Annotated in this window: 22 protein-coding genes; 15 read left to right on the forward strand and 7 right to left on the reverse strand. The window is 42.6% G+C overall.

The window, feature by feature from the left end:
- Position 1 precedes the first annotated feature (1 nt).
- The 4 genes from nuoL (at position 2) to VLA57_RS10900 (ending at position 5995) form a co-directional block, all read left to right on the forward strand.
- Positions 2-1876: an NADH-quinone oxidoreductase subunit L gene (nuoL, locus tag VLA57_RS10885; RefSeq protein ID WP_263240624.1), complete on the forward strand. Its 1875-nt coding sequence runs from the start codon at positions 2-4 to the stop codon at positions 1874-1876.
- 1 nt (position 1877) lies between these two features.
- The gene (nuoM, locus tag VLA57_RS10890; RefSeq protein WP_333954918.1) at positions 1878-3503 is read left to right on the forward strand and encodes an NADH-quinone oxidoreductase subunit M; all 1626 of its coding nucleotides are present in this window, start codon (positions 1878-1880) and stop codon (positions 3501-3503) included.
- A 3-nt stretch (positions 3504-3506) separates the two neighbouring features.
- Positions 3507-4985 (forward strand): NADH-quinone oxidoreductase subunit N, encoded by a 1479-nt coding sequence (locus VLA57_RS10895; RefSeq protein ID WP_333954919.1) that lies wholly within the window; start codon positions 3507-3509, stop codon positions 4983-4985.
- Between the two features lie 167 nt (positions 4986-5152).
- A complete protein-coding gene (locus VLA57_RS10900) occupies positions 5153-5995 on the forward strand; it encodes a ferredoxin--NADP reductase (RefSeq protein ID WP_333954920.1) in 843 nt (280 codons plus the stop codon).
- Positions 5996-6156: 161 nt separating this feature from the next.
- Here the strand turns inward: VLA57_RS10900 and VLA57_RS10905 are convergent, their stop codons facing one another.
- Positions 6157-6975, reverse strand: coding sequence for a hypothetical protein (locus VLA57_RS10905; RefSeq protein ID WP_333954922.1), 819 nt, complete (start codon positions 6973-6975; stop codon positions 6157-6159).
- 254 nt (positions 6976-7229) lie between these two features.
- On the opposite strand from VLA57_RS10905, the gene VLA57_RS10910 reads away from it, so the two are divergent.
- Together VLA57_RS10910 and VLA57_RS10915 are read left to right on the forward strand one after the other, a co-directional pair.
- Positions 7230-8174 (forward strand): energy transducer TonB, encoded by a 945-nt coding sequence (locus tag VLA57_RS10910; RefSeq protein WP_333954923.1) that lies wholly within the window; start codon positions 7230-7232, stop codon positions 8172-8174.
- A gap of 84 nt (positions 8175-8258) precedes the next feature.
- Positions 8259-9134 (forward strand): mechanosensitive ion channel family protein, encoded by an 876-nt coding sequence (locus VLA57_RS10915; RefSeq protein WP_181210707.1) that lies wholly within the window; start codon positions 8259-8261, stop codon positions 9132-9134.
- Here VLA57_RS10915 and ybeY read toward each other — a convergent pair.
- Positions 9131-9739, reverse strand: coding sequence for an rRNA maturation RNase YbeY (gene ybeY, locus VLA57_RS10920; RefSeq protein ID WP_333954924.1), 609 nt, complete (start codon positions 9737-9739; stop codon positions 9131-9133). The two genes, VLA57_RS10915 and ybeY, sit on opposite strands and share 4 nt — an antisense overlap.
- 96 nt (positions 9740-9835) lie before the next feature.
- Positions 9836-10918 (reverse strand): PhoH family protein, encoded by a 1083-nt coding sequence (locus tag VLA57_RS10925; RefSeq protein WP_333955002.1) that lies wholly within the window; start codon positions 10916-10918, stop codon positions 9836-9838.
- Between the two features lie 680 nt (positions 10919-11598).
- On the opposite strand from VLA57_RS10925, the gene VLA57_RS10930 reads away from it, so the two are divergent.
- The 3 genes from VLA57_RS10930 to VLA57_RS10940 all read left to right on the forward strand — a co-directional run bounded on the left by VLA57_RS10930 (position 11599) and on the right by VLA57_RS10940 (position 15258).
- Entirely contained in the window at positions 11599-12900 is a 1302-nt protein-coding gene (locus tag VLA57_RS10930; RefSeq protein WP_265089563.1) for an FAD-dependent monooxygenase, read from the forward strand.
- Positions 12901-12995: 95 nt separating this feature from the next.
- Entirely contained in the window at positions 12996-14273 is a 1278-nt protein-coding gene (locus VLA57_RS10935; RefSeq protein ID WP_201532134.1) for an FAD-dependent monooxygenase, read from the forward strand.
- A gap of 46 nt (positions 14274-14319) precedes the next feature.
- Complete coding sequence (locus tag VLA57_RS10940) at positions 14320-15258, forward strand: Abi family protein (RefSeq protein WP_133105287.1); 939 nt, start codon at positions 14320-14322, stop codon at positions 15256-15258.
- 123 nt (positions 15259-15381) lie between these two features.
- On the opposite strand, the gene VLA57_RS10945 is transcribed toward VLA57_RS10940, so the two are convergent.
- From VLA57_RS10945 to nadA, 3 genes are all read right to left on the reverse strand, one after another.
- Positions 15382-16293 (reverse strand): lysine exporter LysO family protein, encoded by a 912-nt coding sequence (locus VLA57_RS10945; RefSeq protein WP_333954926.1) that lies wholly within the window; start codon positions 16291-16293, stop codon positions 15382-15384.
- 207 nt (positions 16294-16500) lie between these two features.
- The gene (gene nadB, locus VLA57_RS10950) at positions 16501-18396 is read right to left on the reverse strand and encodes an L-aspartate oxidase (RefSeq protein ID WP_333954927.1); all 1896 of its coding nucleotides are present in this window, start codon (positions 18394-18396) and stop codon (positions 16501-16503) included.
- Between the two features lies 1 nt (position 18397).
- On the reverse strand, positions 18398-19537 hold the full coding sequence (gene nadA, locus VLA57_RS10955) for a quinolinate synthase NadA (RefSeq protein ID WP_333954928.1): 1140 nt from the start codon (positions 19535-19537) through the stop codon (positions 18398-18400).
- A gap of 272 nt (positions 19538-19809) precedes the next feature.
- On the opposite strand from nadA, the gene VLA57_RS10960 reads away from it, so the two are divergent.
- The 3 genes from VLA57_RS10960 to VLA57_RS10970 all read left to right on the forward strand — a co-directional run bounded on the left by VLA57_RS10960 (position 19810) and on the right by VLA57_RS10970 (position 22951).
- Positions 19810-20901: an NUDIX hydrolase gene (locus tag VLA57_RS10960; RefSeq protein ID WP_011512952.1), complete on the forward strand. Its 1092-nt coding sequence runs from the start codon at positions 19810-19812 to the stop codon at positions 20899-20901.
- Between the two features lie 153 nt (positions 20902-21054).
- Positions 21055-21915, forward strand: a complete 861-nt coding sequence (gene nadC, locus VLA57_RS10965) for a carboxylating nicotinate-nucleotide diphosphorylase (protein ID WP_333954929.1) — start codon at positions 21055-21057, stop codon at positions 21913-21915.
- Between the two features lie 394 nt (positions 21916-22309).
- Positions 22310-22951, forward strand: coding sequence for a MarC family protein (locus VLA57_RS10970; RefSeq protein ID WP_083759462.1), 642 nt, complete (start codon positions 22310-22312; stop codon positions 22949-22951).
- Between the two features lie 128 nt (positions 22952-23079).
- Here VLA57_RS10970 and VLA57_RS10975 read toward each other — a convergent pair whose 3' ends face one another.
- Complete coding sequence (locus VLA57_RS10975; RefSeq protein WP_133105281.1) at positions 23080-23682, reverse strand: LysE/ArgO family amino acid transporter; 603 nt, start codon at positions 23680-23682, stop codon at positions 23080-23082.
- Between the two features lie 144 nt (positions 23683-23826).
- Between VLA57_RS10975 and VLA57_RS10980 the strand changes: the two genes are divergently transcribed.
- The 3 genes from VLA57_RS10980 to VLA57_RS10990 all read left to right on the forward strand — a co-directional run bounded on the left by VLA57_RS10980 (position 23827) and on the right by VLA57_RS10990 (position 26150).
- The gene (locus VLA57_RS10980; RefSeq protein WP_333955004.1) at positions 23827-24585 is read left to right on the forward strand and encodes a hypothetical protein; all 759 of its coding nucleotides are present in this window, start codon (positions 23827-23829) and stop codon (positions 24583-24585) included.
- Positions 24586-24897: 312 nt separating this feature from the next.
- Positions 24898-25509, forward strand: coding sequence for a hypothetical protein (locus VLA57_RS10985; protein ID WP_333954931.1), 612 nt, complete (start codon positions 24898-24900; stop codon positions 25507-25509).
- An 83-nt stretch (positions 25510-25592) separates the two neighbouring features.
- On the forward strand, positions 25593-26150 hold the full coding sequence (locus tag VLA57_RS10990; protein ID WP_133105278.1) for a hypothetical protein: 558 nt from the start codon (positions 25593-25595) through the stop codon (positions 26148-26150).
- The last annotated feature ends 99 nt before the right edge of the window (positions 26151-26249 follow it).

Here is a 26249-nt window from a genome sequence, read left to right on the forward strand (position 1 = left end):
CATGAGTTTATTACCATTAACCTTTATATTCCCGCTCGTTGGCTTTTTGATTCTAGCCTTTATGCGCGATAAATTAAGCGAGCAGGTGGCAGCGATTGTTGGTGTCGGTAGTATGCTGCTATCAGCGCTCTGTACGCTGATCGTCAGCTATACCTTTTTAACAAGCAACCCTGCCGGTACGGTTATCGAGATTCCGCTATGGACTTGGTTCCAAGTCGGGGATTTTGCGCCAAATTTTGGCTTAAGCTTTGATGGCTTAGCATTAACGATGACGGGTGTTATTACCGGTATCGGCTTTTTGATTCATCTGTTTGCCGCATGGTATATGAAAGGTGAAACAGGCTTTGCGCGCTTCTTTAGCTATATGAACTTATTCGTCGCCAGTATGTTATTACTGGTGTTAGCGGATAACTTGTTCTTGCTATATCTTGGCTGGGAAGGCGTCGGTATCTGTTCTTACTTGCTAATTGGTTTTTACTATCATGACCGCGCTAATGGTCGAGCAGCGATAAAAGCCTTTACCGTGACCCGTGTTGGTGATGTGTTCTTAGCATTTGGTTTGTTTTTATTATTCCGCGAATTTGGCACGCTTAATATTCAAGAGATTATTACCCGTGCCCCGGAAGTATTTGATATCAATAATCCAACCATGATTCTAACTACCATGATGTTGGTTGGTGGGGCGATGGGTAAATCAGCGCAGCTACCATTACATACATGGCTGGCTGATGCAATGGCAGGTCCAACGCCAGTATCGGCATTGATTCACGCAGCGACGATGGTTACCGCTGGTGTTTATCTGATTGCCCGTCTACATCCGTTATTTATATTAACACCTGGTGTACTATTGTACTGGGTTGGGGCAGTGGGCGCATTAACGCTGGTTATTGCAGGATTCTGTGCGTTGGCACAAACTGACATCAAGCGTATCCTTGCTTATTCGACTATGAGCCAAATTGGCTATATGTTCTTAGCACTCGGTGTTGGCGCATGGCAAGGTGCTATCTTCCATTTGATGACCCATGCTTTCTTTAAAGCGTTGTTATTCTTATCATCAGGTGCGGTCATTCTTTCAGTACATCATGAGCAAAATATCTTTAAGATGGGCGGCTTACGTAAAAAGATTCCATTGGTTTTTTGGTGCTATATCGTCGGTGGCGGTGCACTTGCCGCGATACCTTGGGTCACCGTTGGTTTTTACTCTAAAGAAGCCATTCTTTGGGAGAGTTATGCAACTGGTCATATGGTCTTATTCTATATGGGCGTATTCGGTGCTTTCTTAACCGCGCTTTATACCTTCCGTATGATTTGGATTATCTTCTTTGGTGAAGAGAAAACGCATGCCCATAAACTATCTGGTGTGTCATATTGGCTGCCGCTTAGTGTGTTGCTCGTATTATCTACGGCAGTGGGTGCATTTATTACCCCGCCATTGCAAGGCGTATTGCCAGAAAGTGTTGGGCATTTATTAGAAGTTGCTGGTCAAGCACATGGTAAGCATACGGCTGAGTTTATCGCGATGGGTGCGATGGCAGCAGGCTTGATATTGGCGGCGCTATTATATGTCGTTAATAAAGGTCGACTGCTGACTAGCTTTAAGCGCACGCGTATCGGCGGTGCGCTATATCATTGGTGCTATCACGGTATGGGCTTTGACGCGCTATACGATATAGTTTTTGTAAAACCCTTTTTGTTCATCGGCCGCTTATTTAAAGCCGACCCTATCGATAAAACGTGGCTGTTATTACCTAAGCTGGCATCAGCGGGTAATAAGGTATTGTCTGCGACGCAAACAGGGTCACTTCGAGGTTATGCTGCAAGCTTTGGCTTGGGTATGGCTGTGTTACTCGTGCTGGTAATGATGACGGTGGTATAAGATGATTGAGTTACAACAAACGTGGATGCTACCAGCATTAATCGCCATTCCTTTTATTGCAGGATTGCTATGTTGGCTGGTTGAACGCTTTAATAAACGCTTGCCGCGCTGGATTGCCTTAATCGGTATGACGTTGACCTTTGTATTGTCAATGGTACTATGGCAATACGGTGATTTTTCTGGCATGAGTCAGCAAGTGATTGCGCCAGATGCAAATGTGCCATGGGTCGCTGAATTCAGTGTGCCGTGGATACCAAGTTTTGGTATCAGCTTTCACTTAGCGTTAGATGGCTTATCGCTATTGATGGTTGGCTTAACAGGTCTGCTTGGTATTGCTGCCGTTGCCTGTTCGTGGAATGAGATTCAACGCCGTGTTGGTTTCTTCCATCTAAACTTGCTCTGGAGCTTGGGCGGCGTTATTGGTGTTTTCTTAGCCATTGATATGTTCTTATTCTTCTTCTTTTGGGAGATGATGCTGGTTCCAATCTACTTCTTGATCGCGATTTGGGGTCATGATGTCGTTGGTAAAACCAAAGAATACGCTGCAACTAAGTTCTTTATTTATACCCAAGCATCTGGTCTTATCATGCTGGTCGGTATTTTGATATTGGTCATTATCAGCTACGCCCAAAAAGGGGTGGTGAGCTTTAATTATAATGACTTGCTCGGTACGTCACTTGGCGGCTGGGAATATCCGATTATGCTGTGCTTCTTTATTGGCTTTGCCGTTAAGTTGCCGATTATTCCGTTCCACGGCTGGTTGCCTGACGCGCATGCACAAGCACCAACGGCGGGTTCGGTAGATTTGGCAGGGGTTTTGATTAAGACTGCCGCTTATGGCTTGATTCGTTTTGTCTTACCATTATTTCCAGCAGTATCACAAGATTTTGCGCCTATTGCCATGACGTTAGGTACGATTGGTATCTTCTATGGCGCATGGCTAGCCTTTATGCAAACCGATATGAAACGCTTATTGGCTTATACCAGTATCTCGCATATGGGCTTTGTGGTATTGGCAATTTATGCTGGAACCTTACTCAGCTTGCAAGGTTTGATGATTCAAATGCTTGCACATGGTCTAAGCTCAGCAGCGCTATTCATTATGGCAGGGCAGTTATATGAGCGCTTACATACGCGCGACTTGACCTTGATGGGTGGTATGTGGGGTCAGTTCCGTTATTATGCGCCGATACTGATGTTCTTCTGTGCGGCCTTACTTGGTATTCCGGGTACAGGTAACTTCATTGGCGAGTTCATGATTTTATTTGGCGCCTTTGCCGACTATCCCGTGTTTGTAGTATTTGCGACATTCAGTTTAGTATTAGCGGGTTTGTATTCACTAATTCTGATTCACAAGGCGCTATTCGGTACTAATAATATTAAAGAAGTGGCGTTAAAAGAAACCAAGTCTCATGGTCTACCAGAGCGTCCATTAAAAGATTTGGGCAAGCGCGAGCTGTCGTTACTATTGATGCTTGCCGCAGGCTTGGTCTGGCTCGGATTGTATCCACAGCCGTTCCTTGATACTTCAAGTCATGCGATGCAATGGATTAATAACGCCTATATATATAGTCAAGTAACACAAGTAGATGCCTCGCAGCTGCTTGATGCAATGGAGGCACGTTAAGTCATGAACGATTTTACGATGAATGATTTGATGGGGCTGCTGCCTTATGCACCAATCATTGCGGTAGTCATTACAGTATTAATGGTGATGATTGCCCTCACTATGAAGCGCTCACATATGGTGACAGGTACGATTTCGGTTATCGGTCTTAATATTGGTCTGTTTATTTTGCTTGGGCAAATGGCAGGTATAGTTGATAGTGGAACACTTGTGCCAGCCGCTGAGCAGTTATTTGTGATTGATAACTTTGCTCAGTTTAATATGGTCATTATCTTTATCTGCGCATTGGCATGTTGTACGTTATCTTATGCCTACTTAGCCGATTTAAAAGACCATAAAGAAGAGCTATATTTGCTCATGTTGCTATCAACGGTTGGCGCGCTACTTATGGTTTGCGCCCAGCACTTAGCGTCATTCTTTATGAGTCTTGAGATGCTATCGATACCGTTATATGGCATGCTGTCATATACCTACATGCGCACTCGCTCGCTAGAATCGGGGCTGAAGTATTTGGTATTGTCAGCGACTGCATCAGCAACACTGCTGATGGGTATGGCATTTATCTATGCAGAAGTTGGCTCACTGGCATTTAAGCCTATCAGTTTAACTTTGACAGAGACTTTTGAATCGCCACTGTTAATCTTAGGTGCAGCGATGATGATGTTTGGTATCGCCTTTAAGCTCTCTGCCGCACCCTTTCATATTTGGACACCCGATGTCTATGAAGGCGCACCTGCGCCTATCGCGACTTATCTGGCCTCAGTATCAAAAGTGGCGATGATGGCATTGGCAGTACGCTTTTTAATTGATACCTCGCTATTGGCATTGCCATCGGTACAGATGCTGCTGATGGTCATGGCAACCTTGTCGATTTTGCTGGGTAACTTACTCGCCGTACGCCAAACCAGTCTCAAACGTTTACTTGGTTATTCATCTATTGCCCATATGGGTTATGTGTTAATCGTGATCGTGAGCATTGGCTCTGCTGCTGATAGTATTTCTAGCATGTATATGGCGATTTATGCCCTTACCTCTATCGGTGCCTTTGGTGTCGTAACCTTGATGTCGAGCCCTTATCGTCTGTCTGGTGAAGCAGACGAGTTGACTCACTATCAAGGTCTGTTTTGGCGCCGTCCGGTATTGACGGCTGTCATGACCATCATGATGTTGTCTCTAGCGGGTATTCCATTGACCGCAGGCTTTATTACTAAGCTATTTGCGATTCTTGCTGCGGTACAAGGTACTAACTGGTTCTTAGCAGCGATGATTATTCTCGGTAGTGCGATTGGCTTGTTCTATTACTTGCGCGTCTTGCTCACATTGTTTAAACGTCCAAAACAGTTTATTGAATTTGACGTCTCGAAGCAGTGGGGTCTACGTACCGGCGGTATCATGGTCATTGCCGTCACGGTAATCATTGTATTCTTTGGTGTGTTACCAAACAGTATGATTGAATGGGCAAGTTTGGCTCGTATTTGGTAAGCATAGAGAGCTGAAATAAGTAGCGCTATATCTGTGCTGCTACTTATTGCTTGTTACGGTTCGAAAAACAAGATGCGCCAGCTTTGTGATAAGCTTGGCGCATCTTTTTTGTGTTGTTTAAATTTTTATAAAAATAAATGTTAATAAAATATAAGTGATTCACTACTATGAGCGACAATATTCAAACCGTAACAGTGCTAAGCAAAACTACTTGGACACCAAATTTATTTAGCTTCACCGTTAGCCGTCCGGATAGCTTTAAATTCACGGCTGGGCAGTTTGTACGTTTGGGCGTCAATCCCAGTCAGTTAAGCTACTACAAGCAGAAAGCTGTAGAAAATGGCGATGCATCTAACGAAGAACTGCGTGAAGCGCTAAATGAAGATATTTTTCGCGCTTATTCAATTGTTTCCTCACCCTTTGATGAAGTATTAGAATTTTTCTCTATCGTCATTCCTGATGGTGCATTTACCTCGCAGTTGCAACACTTGGAAGTAGGCGATAAGTTGCTGCTAAATACCATGCCTTTTGGCTTTTTGACGTTGGCGCGTTATCAAAAGCCATTACCAAAAGATTTATGGCTGCTGGCTACGGGCACTGGTCTTGCGCCTTTCTTATCGATGCTGCGAGATTTAAAGACTTGGGAAGATTACAAGCATATTATCCTCGCATATAGCGCGCGCTCGATAGAAGAGTTGGCGTACGTTGATAAGATAAAAAGTCTGCAAGAAGACTTTGGCTCCTTGGTTGATAATCCTGCACAATTAATCTTTATACCAGTTGTTACTCGTGAGCCTATCGAAGGTGCACTGACAGAGCGCCTGCCAAAATTGCTACTAGATGGAACGCTACAAGAGCGCGCAGGCATTGCTCTAGATGTCGATAGCACGCACGTTATGCTATGTGGCAACCCAGATATGGTAGAAGATACCAAAGAGACGTTAAAGAGCTTAGGACTGGTGATGAATCGCCGTGGAGAAGGCAATATTGCGGTAGAAAATTACTGGTAACGAATGTCATAAAGTGTGATCGAGTGGTATTCTTTTAAAATTTTTAGCAAAAGAAAAATGCTGTATCTTGACGACTCTCGTCTGGCAAGATACAGCATTTTTTTATAATAGTTGACAGTTATAAGATAGCAAAGTAATAAGAGCTGAGAGCTTATGATGTTCTAAACTTGGCTCGCCACATTTGCTACATTTTCTGTATCTAGTGGATGGACAGGACCTTGTACTTGTACTGGCTCGTCTTTTTCGCTGATAATATCTTCGTTGCTATTTGAGGATAATAAATCGCGATAATTAATCTGCGCTTTCAAAATCAATTGTTCTTCTTCAAGCTCACCATAGTTAACTTGTGCCTTATGTAACATGCCGATAATTTTCTTATTACTCTTCAGCCAACGATTAATATCAATATAAATAATCTCATTTTTGGCACGTGCAATATCGATATAAGATAGGATAAAACCCAATGGGTCTTTTTTTAGAATGCGGTGGCAAAACCAAATAAACAGTTTGATACCTTGACGCTTAAGGAATGATTCGCAGCGCAGATTTAGGATATCGGTATAGGTCAGTTGACCAAAAACAAAGCGCTGTACATTGCGATCGAGCTGCGCATGTACCAGACGAAAGTTACTCGCGACCTCTGCATAAATGCCACCTGCATCGACCGTGCAGTATAAGCGGAACCAGTCTTCATGTATCTCAACACGCAGCTCTAAGATGGCTTTGACATTATCCGTGACATAAGTTTTTAGTGCATCATTGACGTAGGCTTGTGTCAGCGGTAACGCCAGCTCATCTTCTAGCTTATCGGTTGTACGGTTGTATAAGTCTTTAATAGATTGGGTCAGGTGAGCCCAACCATCGCTAAATGATTCATCAAAGCGATAGCCGAGATTCTCAAAAAAGTCATCAAAGTTGTCTGAATGATCGACATTATCACTCATGTTATTAAAGCTACTCAAACTTATTATCCTTATCATTATAAAAGCGTGACCGATACCAAACAGTATATATCAAAAACGAGGCGGGCAAAATGAACGTCTATTACTCATCAGCATACCTTTATTTTCGATATCAAATGCGCTGGGCTTATGCGATGAGTACAAGTTAGAGCATACCTCTCACTGTAAGCAATGATAAATTGTTGAGAAGTTACTGTGAATTTACGGTATACGGTTGTGCTAGCGAGACAATTCTATGTCATGTTATGATGGCGCCGGCATGGGCAATAGATATGGATATTACCACGTTTATTGATGACCGCCTTTATATTCATAAGCTGAGACTGACTGCGGTGTATATTAAAGACTCACAAAGCTACCATTTTTCATCGCAAGCACCAAAACGTGATATCAGCTTGCCGATGGCGATTGTTATTGCCATTAGCGTGCATGCGTTGATTATTTTCGGTATCAGTTTTTCGATGGGGCAAGACCCTGCCGGATTGATGCAAGACGTTGCCAAAGCCCTAACGGATAATAAGCAGCCAAATGAAGATGCGCAATTTATTGCCAATGCCTCGCAACAAGGTGGCGGTACAGTAAAAGAGCAATTGCGTCAAGAAACCGACCAAAGCAGCCCGTTATCCGCTGATCAAATGAGCGAGACGCAAGATGTAATTCGCTTACAGCGCCAAGTACGCCAGCAGCATTATCAAGAAAGCTACTTACGCACCACACTAAGCTGGCGTCATGCAAGCGTAGAGTCTGACAATGATAGTAAGCAAGCGCAAGACGATATGAGGGTGCAAGAAGAGCGCCTACGTAAGCAGATTGCTACCTTGGAGGCTCAGCTATCCCAGCGTCAGCAGACTTATGCCACCAAATCAAAAGTAGTGACCATGGACAGTAACTCAACGACCCATGGCGCGGCGGCCGATTATATCAATACCTTTCGTGAGCATGTTGAGCGCGTTGGTAATTTGCAATATCCTGCTCAAGCACGAGCGCAAAGTATTACGGGCGAAGTGCGTTTAATGGTAATTATTGCTAACGACGGTAATATCAAAGCCATCCGTTTGCTTGAGAGCTCAAATTCAACTATCTTAGATGAAGCGGCAAAACAATCAGTCAGGCAAGCCGCGCCATTTGGTAAATTTACCGCAGATATGAAAGACATTGTTGAGTTGCGTCTGATACGTACCTACCGTTATAGTGATATCGTAGAAGTGACGTACTAGAAGAGTTAACAGCAGTCCTGCATTTTTAACGTATTAACTAAAACAGTAAATAGATAACACCCAGATATAGAGTAAAGAGTTTATATGGAATTTTTAGGTTTTACCCTTGATGTTGCTACCTTAACCAATAACGCTTTGAGTATTGCTGCCAAAGTGGCACTAGCGCTGCTAATATTTATGATAGGGCGCTGGCTTGCCAAAAAAGCCGTCACATTTGCTCACGGTATAATGTTGCGTAGTCGTTTAGATGAGACAGTCGCTAGCTTTTTAGGTCGCTTAATTTACGGTGTGCTATTGGTTGTGGTCGTTTTGGCTGCCTTGAGTAAAGTTGGTGTGCAGACCACTTCAGTCGTGGCTATCTTGGGCGGTGCAGCGGTTGCGATTGGTTTATCACTGAAAGATCAGCTGTCTAATTTTGCAGCGGGCATTATGATTGTCACCTTTCGCCCCTTTGTGCGCGGTGATTATGTGCAAATAAGCAGCTATACGGGCACTGTGACAGAGATTACCTTGGTCAATACGCATCTAACAACGATTAACAATCATGATGTCATCATTCCTAATAGCGATATCACCACTTCAGCGGTTGTCAATTACACCGCATTGCCCAATCGCCGCGTCGATATCACTGTTGGCATTGGTTATGATGCTGATATCAAAACTGCCAAAGATGTTATGCTAAATTTGGCAATCAGTAATCCGAAGGCGTTTACTGATCCTGCACCGGTTATCCGCGTCACTAACTTGGGCGATAACTCCGTTGATTTAACTTTAAACGTTTGGACGACTAATGACGACTGGTGGTCAATGCAGTGCGATCTATTGGAACAGTTTAAATACGCGCTGGATGATAATAAAATTGATATTCCGTTCCCACAGCGTAATGTCCATGTTAAAGGGCTTGACCAGATGATTAATCAGATGGACCAAGCACAAAAACTACTAACGAAAAAAGATTAGTCATAAGGGTTTGGGATATTGAGCCCTGCCAAAATTTCAATCTCAAAACGCTCCATCTCATCTTGCTCGGCTTGCCCGAGCTCATGATCGAAACCGAGCAAATGCAGTATGCCATGAATTAATAAGTGGCTAATATGCTGCCTAGCCTCTTTGTTTTGCTCTGCTGCTTCACGTATCATCACCGCATGGCAAATGATTAGCTCTCCAAGCGGTAGCGTTGGCATCAGTCCAATAATTGCTGCTGGCAGGTCGCTTGGATAAGAGAGGATATTGGTTGCATAATCCTTTTGACGGGCTTCTAAATTCAGCTCGCGACCTTCGACTTCATCAGTAATATAAATATCGAGCACCTTAATCTTCTCTTGCCACTGCTCAGCATCGATATCTTCAAAGTATGGCAGTATCAGACCACCTTTTACCTGCTCATCGATATAGTTAAGTGTCGCCGTCATTACAGACAGCAGCTGCTCCCGACTGTAAAAATTATCGAGTGTCTGGTCATCGATGAGCTCACTGGCACTAATACCAAGTGCGTCTAAGCTATTGTTCTCATTATAATTATCATCAATATTGTTGCTAGCATCACTATTGCTGTCTTGGCTCATGCCCTAATCCTTTTTTATATCAATTAAAAAATATCTAACAGTAAAAAACCGGATATAAAATCCGGTTTCTTTCCAATATACGGCTATCAAGATAGGTTAGAGTTTGGCTGCTGCCTCAGTCATTGTTTGTTTACGCTCTTGCTCTTTGATACGTTCAAACTTTCGCTTTTCCTGCAAGGCAAACTGCTCGTCATCATAGACATCATAAGCTTCAACGATTTTCTGTACCAATTGATGGCGTACGACGTCTTTTGAATCAAACTTAGTGATATGAATCTCTTCAATACCACTTAAGATTTCCATCGCTTGTGCCAAGCCTGACTTGCTGCCACGTGGCAAATCTACCTGTGTGATGTCACCGGTAATGACCGCGCGCGAACCAAAACCTAAGCGCGTCAAAAACATCTTCATCTGCTCAGGCGTGGTATTTTGTGCTTCATCCAAGATCACAAATGAGTTATTTAAAGTACGACCACGCATATAGGCAAGCGGGGCAATTTCAATGATTTGCTTTTCAATCATCTTACCGACTTTCTCAAAGCCAATCATCTCATATAGCGCATCGTATAAAGGACGCAAGTATGGATCGATTTTTTGCGTCAAATCACCTGGTAAAAAGCCCAGTTTTTCGCCAGCTTCTACCGCAGGACGTACGAGCAAAATACGCTCAATCTCATTGCGCTCAATCATATCAACTGCACAAGCAACCGCGAGATAGGTTTTACCAGTACCGGCAGGTCCAATCCCAAACGACACATCAGAGGATAAAATATCTCTGACATAACGCTGCTGATTGCCACCGCGTGGAATGATTTTGCCATTACGGGTACGCAGGCTAACCGGTGTAAATTCGCTCGCCAAGTCTAAGCGCTCTTCATCCGCCAGTTGCTGTTCATCTTCTTCAATATCTTCATCGCGCGCGAGGCTTGATTGAATGATGAGATGCAATTCTTCGGCGCTAATGTCTTTAGTGTTTTGCGCTTCATCGACCATTTTATAAATAATACGTTCGCCGCGCTCAACACCCAATATGTCGCCACTTAGACAGAAGTCGCCTTGGCGTTGGCTGATTTTGATATCGAGGCGTTGTTGAATGTATTTCATGTGATTGTTGTATTCACCAAGCACGGTTTTGAGCTGTGCTGGGGTCAAGGATTCAAATTTTATACGGCGGCTCATGGAGTCAGTCAAGCGATTATCCTTGTATTGGTTGCCCGCTGCTATGATTATTGCTTCTATGCTGCATAGTCAGACGAACTTCAGAGATAAAATAGTTAGTAGTGCTTTATGTTCTTTGGTTTATAGCTTTTAGCGTATGGCTTTTAGATAATAGAAAATGACGGCAAAGTAGCTGTTAGTTTAATGAATAGTAAGTTTGATGAATAATAAATAAATGTCCTGCCTTCATTATGGTAGATAGAATTTAAATTTCAAGCTATATAGATGTATGCATGGCTTTGTTTTTGTATGGCGATTGCAACGATAGATAAAAGCATTCAGCAGTCACACTGAAAGAATTTTTTATAGCTGCTACGGATACCGTCAAGACCACAGAATAATAGGCAATTTGTGGTAATCTATTGTTTAGGCGATAACGCTATAGTCAGTTTTATATGAAAGAAATACAAACATTATAACGTGCTACTAGAATTAATTTTTCTTGCTTGCTGTGCCTACGCAGACAGAGGCTGCGAATAATTAATTCCAGTAGCACTGTATTCTTTTAAAGGTGCATCTACTATATTAGAAATTTTTTAATATGTTCAAAGAACAATAGGTTTTTCAATAAAATAAAATTTTGAGTGAATAATAATCACTTATAAATGCGTGCTAAATCGGCAATGATAGGAATAATAATGATGCAAACTACTGAATCAAATTTATCAAAATCTAATAATATTAAACATGCTGCGATGACGGAGGAGCAGGTACTTATCGCTGGTGGCGGTCATGTCGGCTTATCTTTTGCTTTGTTATTGGCAAACCATGGTATCGCCAGTACGTTGCTAGAGAAAAACAGCTATCCGACCATCAGTCCAAATGATGATAGTCAGCGTAGTCATTACTTAGACAGCCGTAATACTGCATTGTCAAGGCGTACGGTACAGATTTATCAAGAGATCGGGCTGTGGGATGAACTACAAAGCCATGCCTGCCGGATTGATGCTGTACAGATTAGTGAACAAGGTAGCTTTGGACGCGCGCAACTCAATAAAAAGGATGAACAAGTTGAGTCGTTTGGACAAGTGATGGAAAATGCGTGGCTTGGGCGTAAGTTGCTCCTTGCTGCTAAGCAAGAGCCACTGATTATGCTCATTGATAATGCAAATGTAATAGCCGTTGACCAGAAAAACGATAGCGTAACCCTAAGTTTTAGCTACTATGGGGAAGAAGAGCATGAGCAGCAATTGCAGGGTAGTGTGTTGGTCGCCTGTGATGGGCGCGACTCTACCGTGCGTCAGTTATTAGATATCGGTACGACTACTTATGATTATAAGCAAACGGCTATCGTCGGCGTGGTAGAAACGGACAAACCACATGAGCATAATGCGATTGAGCGTTTTAGTCCTGCCGGACCGCTGGCAGTGTTGCCATTAACGGATCCAGAAGGCGACGGTAATAACGAATATCAGACTGGCTATAGACGTTCAGTCGTTTGGGTTTGCCGAACCGGAGAAGAGACGCAATACTTAGAGGATGACGCGCATTTCTTAGCGACTTTGCAGCAAGCTTTTGGTCAGCGTGCAGGCACGTTTAAAACTGCTGGTCGCCGTGGTGCATATCCATTGACACGAGTGCTGGCAGATAAACAAGTGGATGGTCGCTGCGTTATCATGGGTAATGCAGCGCACACCCTGCATCCAGTAGCAGGACAAGGGTTTAACCTATGTATGCGTGACGCTCATGTACTGGCACAAATGATGAGCGCGCAAGTGCTTAAAGGCGCAGATATTGGTGATCCTACACTACTAAAACGTTATGAAAAAGCCCGTCAAACCGATCAAAAACGCGTTATCCGCTTCTGTGATGCCGTGGTACATGGCTTTACGCATCCAAATCCAGCCGTGAAGCTGGCGCGTAACGTGGCGTTAGTTGCCTTTGATAAACTACCCAATATTAAGCCGTTAATTGCCAACTACGCGATGGGTCTAAAGTCTTAGTATTGGTAAGCCATTAAAAAAATTCAAAAATCTAACTGCTGCTAATTATTAAAAATATCAGCGGATAATTCAAGTAGCGAAACAAAGGATATTTTATGAAAAATAACCATACGCTGATTATCGGCGGCGGTATCGTCGGTGCAACGCTTGCGCTCAAACTGGCACAAGACAATAAGCCGGTGACACTCATTGATGCGCGCCCAAAGCGTAACGAGGAAGATTGGCAGCAAATACTGGGTCAACGTGATGCACGTGTTTATGCGTTAAGTCTTGCCAGTATTGAATTATTAAAAGAAGTTGGCGCTTGGCAAAAAATAGCAGCGTCAGAGCGTAAAGCTGATTACTTACAAATGCAGGTTTGGCAATTGAATGGTGTGGGCGAGCTGCTGTTCGGCGATAGTACTAATAATAGTGATGACAGTAATCAAAATTCTGAGCCGAAAATGCTTGGTAGTATGGTTGAGCCCGCGGTTATCGAATATGCATTATGGCAGCGTTTATCTGCTACCGATTTAAAGCAATATCTAACGGTTATCGATGGGCAGAAGATCGTTGATATGGACTGGCTAGGTGCAACGCAAGGCTACCGCGTGACTTTGGATAACGGAAGCGTGATTGACGCGCGTTTATTGGTCGGTGCTGACGGTCGTAGCTCATTCGTGCGCAAGCAAGCAGGTATTGAGCTTGATATTCTTGATTATAATCAAACCGCGATCTGTTGTGCGATTCAAACTGAAAAGCCACATCAAGAAACCGCCCGCCAAGCCATGCTGCCGACTGGTACATTGGCATTATTGCCGCTCGCTGATATCACCGATGAAGACAAAGCCAATCCACAACATTGGCAGTCAATTGTATGGACATTACCACGTAATCAAGCATTGGCATTGATAGAAGAACACCCGCGCTATATCGCTGATAAATTGGCTGCTGCCAGTCATTATGAGCTTGGTGCTATCCATAAAATTGAATCAATCGCCAGTTTTCCGCTAGCGGCGCAGCAAGCAAAGACTTATGTCTCGGATAATTTAGTATTGATTGGTGATGCGGCGCATGGGGTGCATCCACTTGCTGGGCAAGGGCTCAATCTTGGGATGCTTGATGTAAAAGCATTAAGCAAACAATTGGCGCATGATTATAACCGTAGTGGCGGGACGCTTTGGGGTACCAATCAAACCTTGCGTAGCTATGAGCGTTTGCGTCGTCCGCATAACAGTCTGATGATGCACAGCTTTTCGGCGCTTAACTGGCTGTTCGCTGGCTCGCTGGCTCAACTGCGTCCTATCCAACAACTTCGTAATGAAGGTATGTACCGCGTGAGCAAAATCAAGCCATTGATGCTGCTGTTTGCTAAGCAGGCGAGTGGGGTTTAGGCGATTAAGTGTTTGGTAGTTAATAGTATGCAACAGGGTAAATGAAATGAGTAAATCTTGGTTTTCATTCCAACAGCAACTTAATAGTTTAAAAGCTAAAGATATGCTAATAGACAATGAAGTAGCAGCACTCAGTTATCTTGAAAGGGTTGGTTATTATCGGTTAAGTGGTTACTGGTACCCATTCCGCCAGTTTGATGACAAATCTACAAATAAACGGCTAAGTTTATTCGTAGACGATACTCATTTTAAGCACATTGTAGAGCTTTATGTCTTTGACAAAAACTTGAGGCTCTTAGCGTTGGATGCGTTAGAAAGAATAGAGATGGCAGTTAGAGTGGATATTGCACATATATTGGGTAAAAAAGATCCACAAGCTCATGAACAACCAGCGAAATTAGATGGTAATTTTGCAAAAAAGATAATTAGGAAAGGAAGGAATAAAGGAAAAACTGAACACCAACTTTGGTTGGAAAAGCATAATCAGTTGTTATATCGTGCAAGAAAAGAGCCTTTCATTTCGCATCATAATAATTCTTATCAAGGAGTTATACCCATTTGGGTAGCAATTGAGGTTTGGGATTTTGGTTGCATGTCTAGATTGTATGCTGGCATGACCTATTCAGATAAGGCGACCATTGCACAAAAATATGAGGTTAGTGGGAAACAACTTGAGCAATGGTTACGTAGTCTAAATTTTATTCGTAATGTTAGTGCTCACCACAGTCGATTATGGAATGCTAACATTCTTGAACAGTCAGCTCCTATTATCTTAGATGAAAAATGGACGGCACTTGCAAATCATAAACCATTTTTTTATTTTTGTATTATGCAGCATATGCTAAATATTATCTGTCCTAACTCTCAGTGGAATAAACGCTTTAAAGTTTTATTGAAGGAATTTCCTACTGTACCTAATAATACTGTCAATATTACAGATTTTGGTTTGGTAACAAGTATAGATGACTGGAAATTATGGCTCTAAAATAAGTTATTATAAGGTTGAGTTACTAGATATAGAAAACCGCCACTTGCAAGAGCAGAGGTGACGGTCATATTGATATACATTATATCGCTTAATATGAATTTAGCAAATGCTAAAATGTATCTACCTTAAAGACGAAAACAAAACCATCAGCACTGGTGCGACAATATTAATAATAAAACCAAAGCTAATCGCTAATGGCACCACTTTTAGACCACCTGATTGCTGAATAATTGGCAAAGTAAAATCTAAACTGGTCGCACCGCCAAGTCCAACCGAGGCAGACGGATATTTACGCATAAAGACGGGGATAAATATCAACGCAAAGAACTCACGTATCAAGTCGTTAAATAGCGCAACACTGCCCCAAATCGCCCCATAAGCATCAGTCATCACAATCGCAGATAGCGAATACCAACCAAATCCTGACGCTAGTGCCAAGCCCTTCGTCCAAGAAACATCGCTAAACATCAGCGCAAAGATAAGCCCGCCAACCAATACCGATAATGTAAAAATAATACTCATCTCAACGCCGCGTTGATTCAGCAGCACTTCTTTTAGAGTAATACCCGAGCCTTTTAATCCAATACCAACCAGCAAGATTAATATCATTAGCATGACCGTCATGGTGTTTTCAGGCGGTATATAGTTGGCTGGCAAGAAATAACCGATCACAAAACCTATTACCACACAGATGACTTGAGTGAGGCTGCCACGAATACTGACGCGATGCTCTTTAGATTTAACACTGGGTTTTTTGGCATGCCACGGGCGCAAACGGTCAAACAGCATTAGCCCAAATAATCCAGTTCCAATTGTCAGTATTGATAATATCGTGACGTACAGTGCGATTTCACCTACCTGACTGCCAAGTCCTTCGACTTGTGCTAGCTCAATACCAATCAAGCCTAAAATAATAAAGACCAAATAAGACAAGCCTTTATCGGCAATTTTGGTCAGGGTTGGATTGGATGGAATGGCAAAGCCAATAAACATTGGCATTAAAACCAAGACAAGGGTAACTAAGCTTTGCATGGTAAAGGGCTCGCGGCATTTTTAAAAGGCGTTTTAACAAATTGTTTTTAGGAAGGGTTTTTTAATAAGGCAAGGATTGTAACATATCAGAGTAACAATACTGACATGAGCAGACAAAATTCATTGAATTGCTGCTGGTCAAAGCTTTTTTTATGAGCTTCTCTATATGCTAGACCAGCAGTGCCGCATTGATTGAATATAAAGCCACTATACTGCTTGTTCGGATTGGACAGATTTATGATGTCTCTGAATTTCTGAAGTGGGATTATTGATACCACTTAATGGGCAAATAGCTTGATTTGATAATGGCTCAATCACACTAATGCGAGCAGTGGCTCCTAGGTTGGGATAGTCTCTACGATAGTGTCCGCCACGACTTTCAAGGCGCTGACAAGCAGACTGAACGATTAAAGTCGCTAATTGCAACTGTCTTGCTAATTGAAAGTGTGCAAGTTTATCAATGGTCATAGCGTCGTCTGAAGCATTTATATTGGGCTGACTTAATTCAGATTTTTCAAGCCATTGTTGCCATTGCTGTATCTGTATCAATATTTGCTCTAATAATTCGGCAGTGCGAGTGATACCCATATGTGAGGTCATTAAAATTTTTAATTCTGTAATGATTTTGCCAGCCTGATTATTAGTATCTATATTGCTATCAGTATCCTCGTAATCAGCTGAAGTCAATGGACGTGTAATAAAAGAAGAGAGCGTAATGGCTTGAGTATCTTTAAGAGTTGGCGCTGTCCAAAAGGTAGGTGCTGATAAGTTTATGCTTTCATAAATGGCAGCAGTATCTAGATTCTCTAGTGCTTTCAAATAGCGAGGCAAATCAGCGGCGATATTGCGCCCAACCACCACGCATTCCAATAATGAGTTGCTTGCTAAGCGATTTGCTCCATGCAGACCTGTATAAGCAACTTCACCAGCGGCATAAAGACCTGCTACATCGGTTACGCCATCAGCATCAGTGACCACGCCGCCACAGCTATAATGGGCGGTTGGGGCAACCGGAATTGGCTCTTTAGTTATATCAATACCAAGTGCTAATAGTGTCTGATAAATCTGAGGGAAATGCTCTTGCAAAAATTCCGCTGGTAAGTGACTGACGTCAAGATGAACGTAGCCAAGTCCGTTATTATTAATCTGCTCAGCGATGGCACGGGCGACGATATCTCGCGGTGCTAACTCTGCACGTGCGTCAATCTCTAGCATAAAGCGTGCGCCAGTTTGTGGACAATATAAGCGCCCACCTTCACCGCGTAAAGCTTCAGAAATCAAAAAACTGCTATCTTCTAGTGCTAGACCAGTCGGATGAAATTGGATGAATTCTAAATTTGCCAAACGGCAGCCTGCTTGCCATGCCATCATAACGCCATCACCGACACAGACGTTGGGCGCGCTGGCTCGTTGAAATAATTGCCCTAAACCACCACTGGCTAAGACAACGGCGCGACTATGAAATGTGATTTGGCGCTGAATAGTATGATCAAAAACTTGTGCACCTTGGCATCGGTTATCACTGTTGTCAGTTAATAAATACAGTGCTTCATGGTAGGGCAATATAGTGATGTTGGAAGCGGCTTGCACTTTTATAGTCAAGGCCTCCATGATATGTCGACCCGTTGCATCATCAGCATGGGCAACGCGTCTGCAGCCATGACCGCCTTCCTTGGTTAGATGTAAGTGAGAGAGGTCAAAACTCGCCTTTATATAATTTTTTGATTCTGGCTGGGGAATCTGAGTAAAAGGTACGCCTTGTTCGCATAGCCATTGAACCGCTTGTTGTCCAGCGTTTAGGATACTGGCAGTATTATCCGCTGCACATAATCCTGCACCAGCGATTAGTGTATCAGCGATATGGTCAGCAACCGAATCATTTTTGTCCAAGCTTGCGGCGATACCGCCTTGAGCATAATGGCTTGAGCAAACTTCCAGTGCAGCTTTACTTAATATGGTAATGCTTAGCGACTCTGGTAAAGCAAGCGCGGTGCTTAATCCTGCAAGCCCAGCACCAACGATAAGTACATCTGTTATCAGGACAGCATCAGGGATCTGATGCGCATTACAGTTATCTTTGCCATTTAACCAGTTCGCGCTCATATTATGCTGCTCCAACATTCGCAAACAATGCACGGTCTTTGACGATATCGCCGCTTGCTGTCACGCGTTGCTTCTGCGACTCAGCAAAATCGAGCATACGTTGTAATGGCTTTCTAGCTGCCGCTGCCAGCTCAGCCGTCATCAATATCTCACCTGAATTATTGGTCAAGCATTGCTCGATACCTTGTAGACCATTCATCGCCATCCATGGACAAAAAGCACAGCTCTTACAGCTTGCACTTTCGCCCGCAGTCGGTGCAGCCAAGAAGCGCTTGTTTGGCGAGCGCTTTTGCATCTCATGCAAGATACCCAAGTCAGTTGCGACGATAAAGGTATCGGCATCCATCTCATAAGTCGATTGCAATAGCTTACTGGTCGAGCCAACCACGTCGGCAAGCGCCACAACACTATCTGGAGATTCAGGATGTACCAAGACTTTTGCTGTCGGATGTTCAGCTTTTAATTGTTCAAGCTCAGTGGCTTTAAACTCATTATGCACCATACATGAACCTTGCCAGAGCAGCATATCTGCGCCAGTCTCACGGGCAATGTATTTACCTAAGTGTCTATCCGGACCCCAAATGATAGGCTCGCCTTGTTCATGCAAATGACGAATGATATCGATACCAACTGACGAAGTTACTACCCAATCAGCCCGTGCTTTTACTGCCGCACTGGTATTGGCGTAGACCACTACGGTACGCTCAGGATATGCATCACAAAAGGCAGAAAATTCATCGGCAGGGCAGCCCAAATCAAGCGAGCATTCTGCTTCTAAGTCTGGCATCAGTACTGTTTTTTCCATACTGAGTATCTTTGCCGACTCACCCATAAAGCGTACACCTGCAACTACCAGTGTTTGTGCACTATGCGCCTGACCAAAGCGCGCCATTTCAAGCGAATCACCAACACAGCCGCCGGTTGCTAATGCCAAATCCTGAATAAAGGGATCGACATAATAATGCGCGACTAAAACGGCGTTATGCTCTTTTAACAACTGCCTAATATTTTCTTCAACTTGCAGTCGCTCACTACGCGGCAAGTCTGCGGGCATTTTTGCTTTGGCATATTCAATATTCATTTGCGTGGCAATGCGATTATCAGTACTCATAATCGGTGCGTCATACGGATACGTTTTCATAAGTGCAAACCTTTCATGCAATAACGACACATCAGTTGCCGTTAGATTGAGTCAGTTGAATAGTGCTAAAAAATAAACTGTTTTAATTATGCTCATTTTGAGCATAAATACAAGAAATTTTTTATACGTTTATTATTTATGCAGGACTCATTTTGTATAATTACAACCACAAGCTATGATAAGCATCGATTCAAGCTATACTGAGCATATGGTCAATGGCTTAGCAGTTGAGCTATATTTCATAATTAAAATAAAAGGTAATCATTAACGTCATGACGTTGTCTTATTCACATGCCCATCAACAAGGTAGCGGTACGACTGAGGTTGTCGCAGTGCTGGTCGCGATTACTGAACACACGGCGCGCGTTTTAACTGTTGATCAAGGCAAGCTATTGCCCAATGGTCCCCTCATGCCATTACACCGCTCGTTGCAAGCAGGTGTGCGCCAATGGGTTGAAGAGCAAACACAGCAGCCACTTGGTTATTTGGAACAGCTATATACCTTTGTCGATACCAATAGACGCAATGATGATGGTCATGCGCTGGTTTACGTCAGCTATTTGGGTTTAGTGCAAGAGGCGCAAACACAGCTACAAAGCCAAGCATTATGGCGTGATTGGTACGATTACTTCCCATGGGAAAATCACTTAGATGGTATGCCAGCTATCATTATGGACTATATCGTACCGGCATTATTACGTTGGGCAGATGCTGCAAAAGAGCCTGATATTCAGCAGCGCCGGCGTCAGCGTATTAGTCTGTGTTGGGGCGTCAATGAGACGATTCTAAATAATTGCTCTAAAAATAAAAGCGCGCATTCAAATGCAGAGAGCAACGATCAGCTGATAAATGATAAAGAATACGAGAATAGGGAATGGATTGCAGAACATGTCCTTCTGCGTTATGAGATGTTGTATGAAGCAGGTCTTATTGCAGAAGCACCAACTTATCCACCCAGTTATTCGGCTAATGTTCAACCTGACAGTGCTGAATCTAACAAGGCGTTTAATTTGCCTAGTAACTGGTCACAGCTTATAGGGTCACCGATGTACTATGACCATCGCCGCGTAATTGCGACGGCTATTTCAAGACTACGTGCAAAAATTGAATATCGACCGCTCATTTTTGGCTTAATGCCAGATGAATTCACCTTGTCGCAGTTGCAGCAGAGTGTCGAAGCACTATCGGGTGTACGCTTACATAAGCAAAACTTCCGCCGGCTGCTAGAGTCACAAAATCTTGTGCTAGAAACAGGGCAGAGTATTAGCGCCCAGCGTGGTCGTCCCGCTAAACTTTATCGTTTTCGCCATGATATTGAATTGCAAAGTTTGCTGATGGACAGCAAATTGCCAAAACGTAAATAGCTGCACAATATCTATCATTATTAAGACATGTAAATTTATTGAAAATTTTAATTTATGATATTTTCTTGCGAGCCAATAAACTTTACGTTATATTTATGCTCATTTTGAGTTTAAATAAGATTTTTTACAAGATATGCATAATAAGGGCTAATAATGACAATCAGACGAGAGCCAGCACTGGCTGGAGTATTGCTTAAACCGTTGGTTGAAGCGGCATTAACAGAAGATTTGGGTAGACGTGGTGATGTCACTTCACAAGCGACTATTCCAGCCGACATGCAAGCGCAATTACAGATTAAGGTAAGGCAAGCAGGCGTGATATGTGGTATGGATTTAGCACGCTTATCTTTTGCTTTGATTGATGAGCAGATAGAATTCGTTGCTCAAGTCCATGATGGTGAAACGGTCGAAGCTGGCGCGGTATTAGCAACTGTGCATGGCAATGCGCGTAATTTGCTGACAGCAGAGCGTACGGCACTTAACTTTATGACTCACCTTAGCGGTATTGCAACAGATACTAAGAAGATTGTTGATAGCGTGGCAGCATATCCAGCGCAAATTACTTGTACGCGTAAAACCATTCCAGGTTTACGTATGATACAAAAGTATGCGGTACGCTGCGGCGGCGGGCGCAATCATCGTTTAGGATTGGACGATGCGATTTTGATTAAAGACAACCATATTGCCATCGCAGGTGATATTAAAACAGCGATTGAGCAAGCGCAAGAATTTGCTGGGCATCTGATTCCGATAGAAGTGGAAGTCGATACATTAGCACAGTTAGAGCAAGCACTAGATGCTGGTGTGAGCTTAGTGCTATTAGATAATATGGCGCCTGAGATATTGTCGCAGGCAGTCGCTATGTGTAAAGGTCGCGCTAAAACCGAAGCATCAGGTGGTATCACCCCTGAAACAGTGCAAGCCGTTGCAGAAACAGGCGTTGATTTTATCGCGATGGGTTATTTGACCCACAGCACGACTGCATTAGATATTGGTTTGGATTTTAGCGCTTAGCTTTAACGCTTGGTCTAAGTATAGTGAGTCCCAAATAAAAGAAGTACAAATGTTATAAAGCACTGCTGGGGTTAATTTTTCTTGCTTGCTGTGCCTGCGCAGACAGAGGCTGCGAATAATTAACCCCAGCAGTGCTGTACTCTTTTAAAAATGGATCGACTATATAGACTTGTTTTAATGAAGTTTAATAAAGGATTAACCCTCTATTGAAAGGGCAGATTTGTATCGATATCCTATGGATTTGGTGAGGCATGAGAATTAAGCGAAGTTAATGATTTAATAGGCTTATCTGCCTATGCTACAATGCCGCTGCTACCGAATATTAGGTCATTGATGCACTTGCCCAATGGCCTTGTTTTTTGCCCGATTTGACTAATAGACAAGCGAGCGCTCAGTGAATACTGAAATTATTAAGATAATCCTAGCCTTTATGGTATTGATTAACCCCTTTAGCGCATTGACATTGTTTTTAGATTCAACGCGTGGTTATTCAATGAATAATCGACGTAAAGTAGCACGCGTTGCTTGTCTGACCATTTTTATTACTATCAGTTTCTTCACCTTAGCAGGCGAAACGCTCCTCAAAGTCTTGGGTATTTCAATCGGCTCGTTTCAGTTAGCAGGTGGTATCTTAGTGTTTTTAATCGCTCTCAATATGATGAATGGCGATGGTAATCCGGTTAAGCCTGATCAAGAAAACTTCGATGTTGACCATCTCCAAGGTGCGCCGCCAACGATGGCAGCCGCAGTTGTGCCGATTGCTATTCCTATGATGATTGGACCGGGTGGTATTTCAACCGTTATTATCTACTCATCACAAGTTTCTGGCATCTTGCAAATATCTGCCATTTTGATTGCGGGTTTGTTTATCAGTTTATTTTGTTATTTGGCATTGATGGCAGCTGGTCGTATCAGTCGCTTATTGGGTGATACAGGGCTTAATATTATGAGTCGAATCATGGGGATGCTATTGGCGGCAGTTGCTATCGAAATTATCGTTAATGGGCTACGTACGCTATTTCCTGATTTGATCTAATTTTTTAGTCTATAGAAGCGATTTAATCGCTCAAAAAACCAACTACTTTCAAAAAAGTATTTGGTTTTTCTGTTTTTTAAACGGCGTATCATTGTTTGGATAAAGGCTCTTGAGTAGAAAGCTCTGTTTTAGCTTTGGTACAAATGCCAAGCCAAATATAGCATCAATATGCCGACTAAGGCGTCAAGGATATTCCACGCTTTTGGTTTGGCAAATAATGGTTTGAGTAACCGTGCGCCATAGCCGAGTGCAAAGAAAAAGCAGAATGAAGCGCTGACCGCTCCTACTGCAAAGGCAAGCTTACTACTGGCTCCTGTTGAAACCATACCGACCAGCACCAAGGTATCTAAATAGACGTGTGGATTTAGCCATGTAAAACCAAAGCATAGTAATAATGCCTTTTTTAGACTGGTGACGACTTGTCCATTGACGGTAAGTGCGTGTGATAAGCGTATACTGGCATACAAGCTTTGCAATCCGTAACCCAATAAGAATATGACCCCCGTGACCTTGGCAATATTGACCACTTGCGGGTAGCGTGCCGTTACCGCGCCAAAACCACCAACGCCAGCTGAAATCAACAACGCATCACTGACGGCGCAGAACAGACATACAAAAAATATGTGCTCGCGTTTTAGTCCTTGTTTTAGAACAAAGGCATTTTGTGAACCAATAGCGATAATCAGGGATAAGCCAAGCAAAAAACCAGAACTGTAATCGGTGATATTCATGATGGCTGTCTTATCCTTTAAAAACGCTGACGTTTGCTTACTGGTAGTATGGCAAAAAGCTGTTAAGATAAGGTATTGAATGGTCAAATGCAATCAGTAAATGGGCGAGGAGCAGGGTAAGTTATGGTCATAAGTTTGACAAGAATGCTACAGTCATTTGGGCAAGCACACGATGACCTGCCAACCGCCGCTGCTAAAAATGCTCAGCAAGCGGCTGCCAATAAACTTACTAATAATAAAAATGATGTTGCCCATCGTGATAGTGGTGATAAGCAAGAAGATGTCAATACTTTAACGCCTAATGCCTCGCCGCTTACTGAGCCGCAGCGTACCGAACGTATTTGCGATGCTTTAGCGCAAGTGTCTGATATTCGCGCACCGACGCCATTGACCGATCGTTATTTGTCCAATCGTGCTCAAATGCGACCAAATAATAGACCACCTTTTGACCCAGATACCTTATGGTTTCTTAAACATGGACGCTGTCCGATTATGACTGAGCTTGTGAATGTGGTCGATGCAGCCACACTAAATGCCATGCCGATTGAAGCAGTTGCTATATTAGATAGAATTAATAGCAAACTAAAACGCTATCGCGAGTGGAGTAGCGAGCTTAATGATGAGCAAAAGCAGCAACATAATGAGCGGCAGTTTGTCATTGATAAGCTGATATCTGAAAGTATTCCAGAAGCCTTGCTTCATTACGAGCAGCTGCAACGTTTTAGTCCACATCGTACGAAGAATAATGTAGTACAGGGTAAAATGACCGCAGGCGATATGCTGACGGATTTGTTTTTAGAGATTGATTATGAGCTTGATGAATTGTTAGAGGAGCTGCATCAAACGGTGATGAATCGTCTGGCTTCAACCCATCGTTATGTCAAAAGCCGTACGCAAAATTAGGCGCCATTTTTCTATTCTGCTAAAAAATAAGCATCAGCAAACACAAACAACTCAATGCATAACAATATAGGGCTTTAATAGAGCCTTATTTTTTTGTTTAATAAAATCATTAAATACTATATTCAGTCTTAAATAAGAAAAATATGAATATTATAAAATGCTACTAGGATTAATTTTCGTAGCCTCTGTCTGCGTAGGCACAGTAAGCAAGAAAATTGATCCTAATAGCGCTGTGTTCTTGCAAAAGTGGAGCAACCATATCAAGAATAATAAATTTGCCAATTAATACTATTAAATAATAAGGATACTTTTATGACTCAAATCACTGCCATGCTCGTCATGCTTGTTTTATATGGAGTGCTACCCGCAGCAGGTCTGTATTTAGGCTATCGTGGTATAAAAAAGGTGACAGCACCCAAAATGCTAGAGTATAAAGCGATGCCGCAATTGGGTTATATTCTCGAAAAAAGCTTACCAGTTGATGTCAAAGCTGCATTGACCCAAATTAATGAAAAAGGTGAAAAGCTGCGACTTATTTATGGTGATACCAATAATGATGGCAAGATAGATGATAGCGATGCAGTTAACGAAACTTATATTACCATTCAAAATCTGATGGATAAACATGTACCACAAGCAGTAGCAGATTATCGCCGTTTACATGACTTAGATGTCGGGGATGGCGCACTTGCTGATAATACTAAAATTAAGCATTCTGATGTCACTGGCAAAGAAGCACTTTTGGATATATTAGGAACTATTAACACCCAGTTTAATGAACTGCTTAATGCATCCTACCATCAAGATGGACAAAAACTACTGGCAACCAATCGATATCTACAACAGCGTTTTGACAATCCTAATGTAGATACAGATACACAATTGCTTAATACTACTAAAATAGAGCAGATCGAAAAGCTATAAGATGACACTGTTAATAAAGATATTAGAGAGTAATAAATAGCTAAGATGATCAATGACGGTTGAACGATTACGAGTAAATTGCTATGAGTGTATTAATAGGCGTTGGTGTCATAACGACAATGAGCGTCTTCTATCTAGGTAGGAAAGGCTGGCATGCTTTTCATAAAGCGGTCGGCATTACGCCAGGTGTACTTATTTATCAAAATGGTAATGCACCATTATCGTTATCTAATATAAGCTGGCAACAATTAAATCTTAATAAAAAGCATCTTAAGCCTTTAACAGATATGCAGCTACGTCAGCTGCACCGTATTGATGAGAAGGTATCTAGTTATGATGCCTATCAGATAGCGCTAAAATCACCAGAAAAAACACCTGCAATTACCGAAGCACAGTTCGTACTGCATAAAATGCTGCAGACACGGTTACCAGAAATGCTTGACAGTTATTATAGCGTGACGACGATTGGCCCAACCACTAATAACTCCAATTCTCAGCTGCGAGTGGAGGCAGGTAAATTGTTGCAAGAAATGTTAGATAGTATTGAGCAGCGCTTGGATAACTTACTAGCGCAAATGGAGCAGCAGCAATTGCAGGATATGCGGGTGATGAGAAGCTATATCGATAGTCATAATCACTAAAATGTTAGCGAATAGAGAATACTTATTAATACCATGTACAAAAAAGCTGCCAATGATTATGTATCATTGGCAGCTTTTTATTAACTGCGCTACATCTAA

Source organism: Psychrobacter sp. S4(2024) (assembly GCF_036861305.1).
Lineage (GTDB): Bacteria > Pseudomonadota > Gammaproteobacteria > Pseudomonadales > Moraxellaceae > Psychrobacter > Psychrobacter cryohalolentis.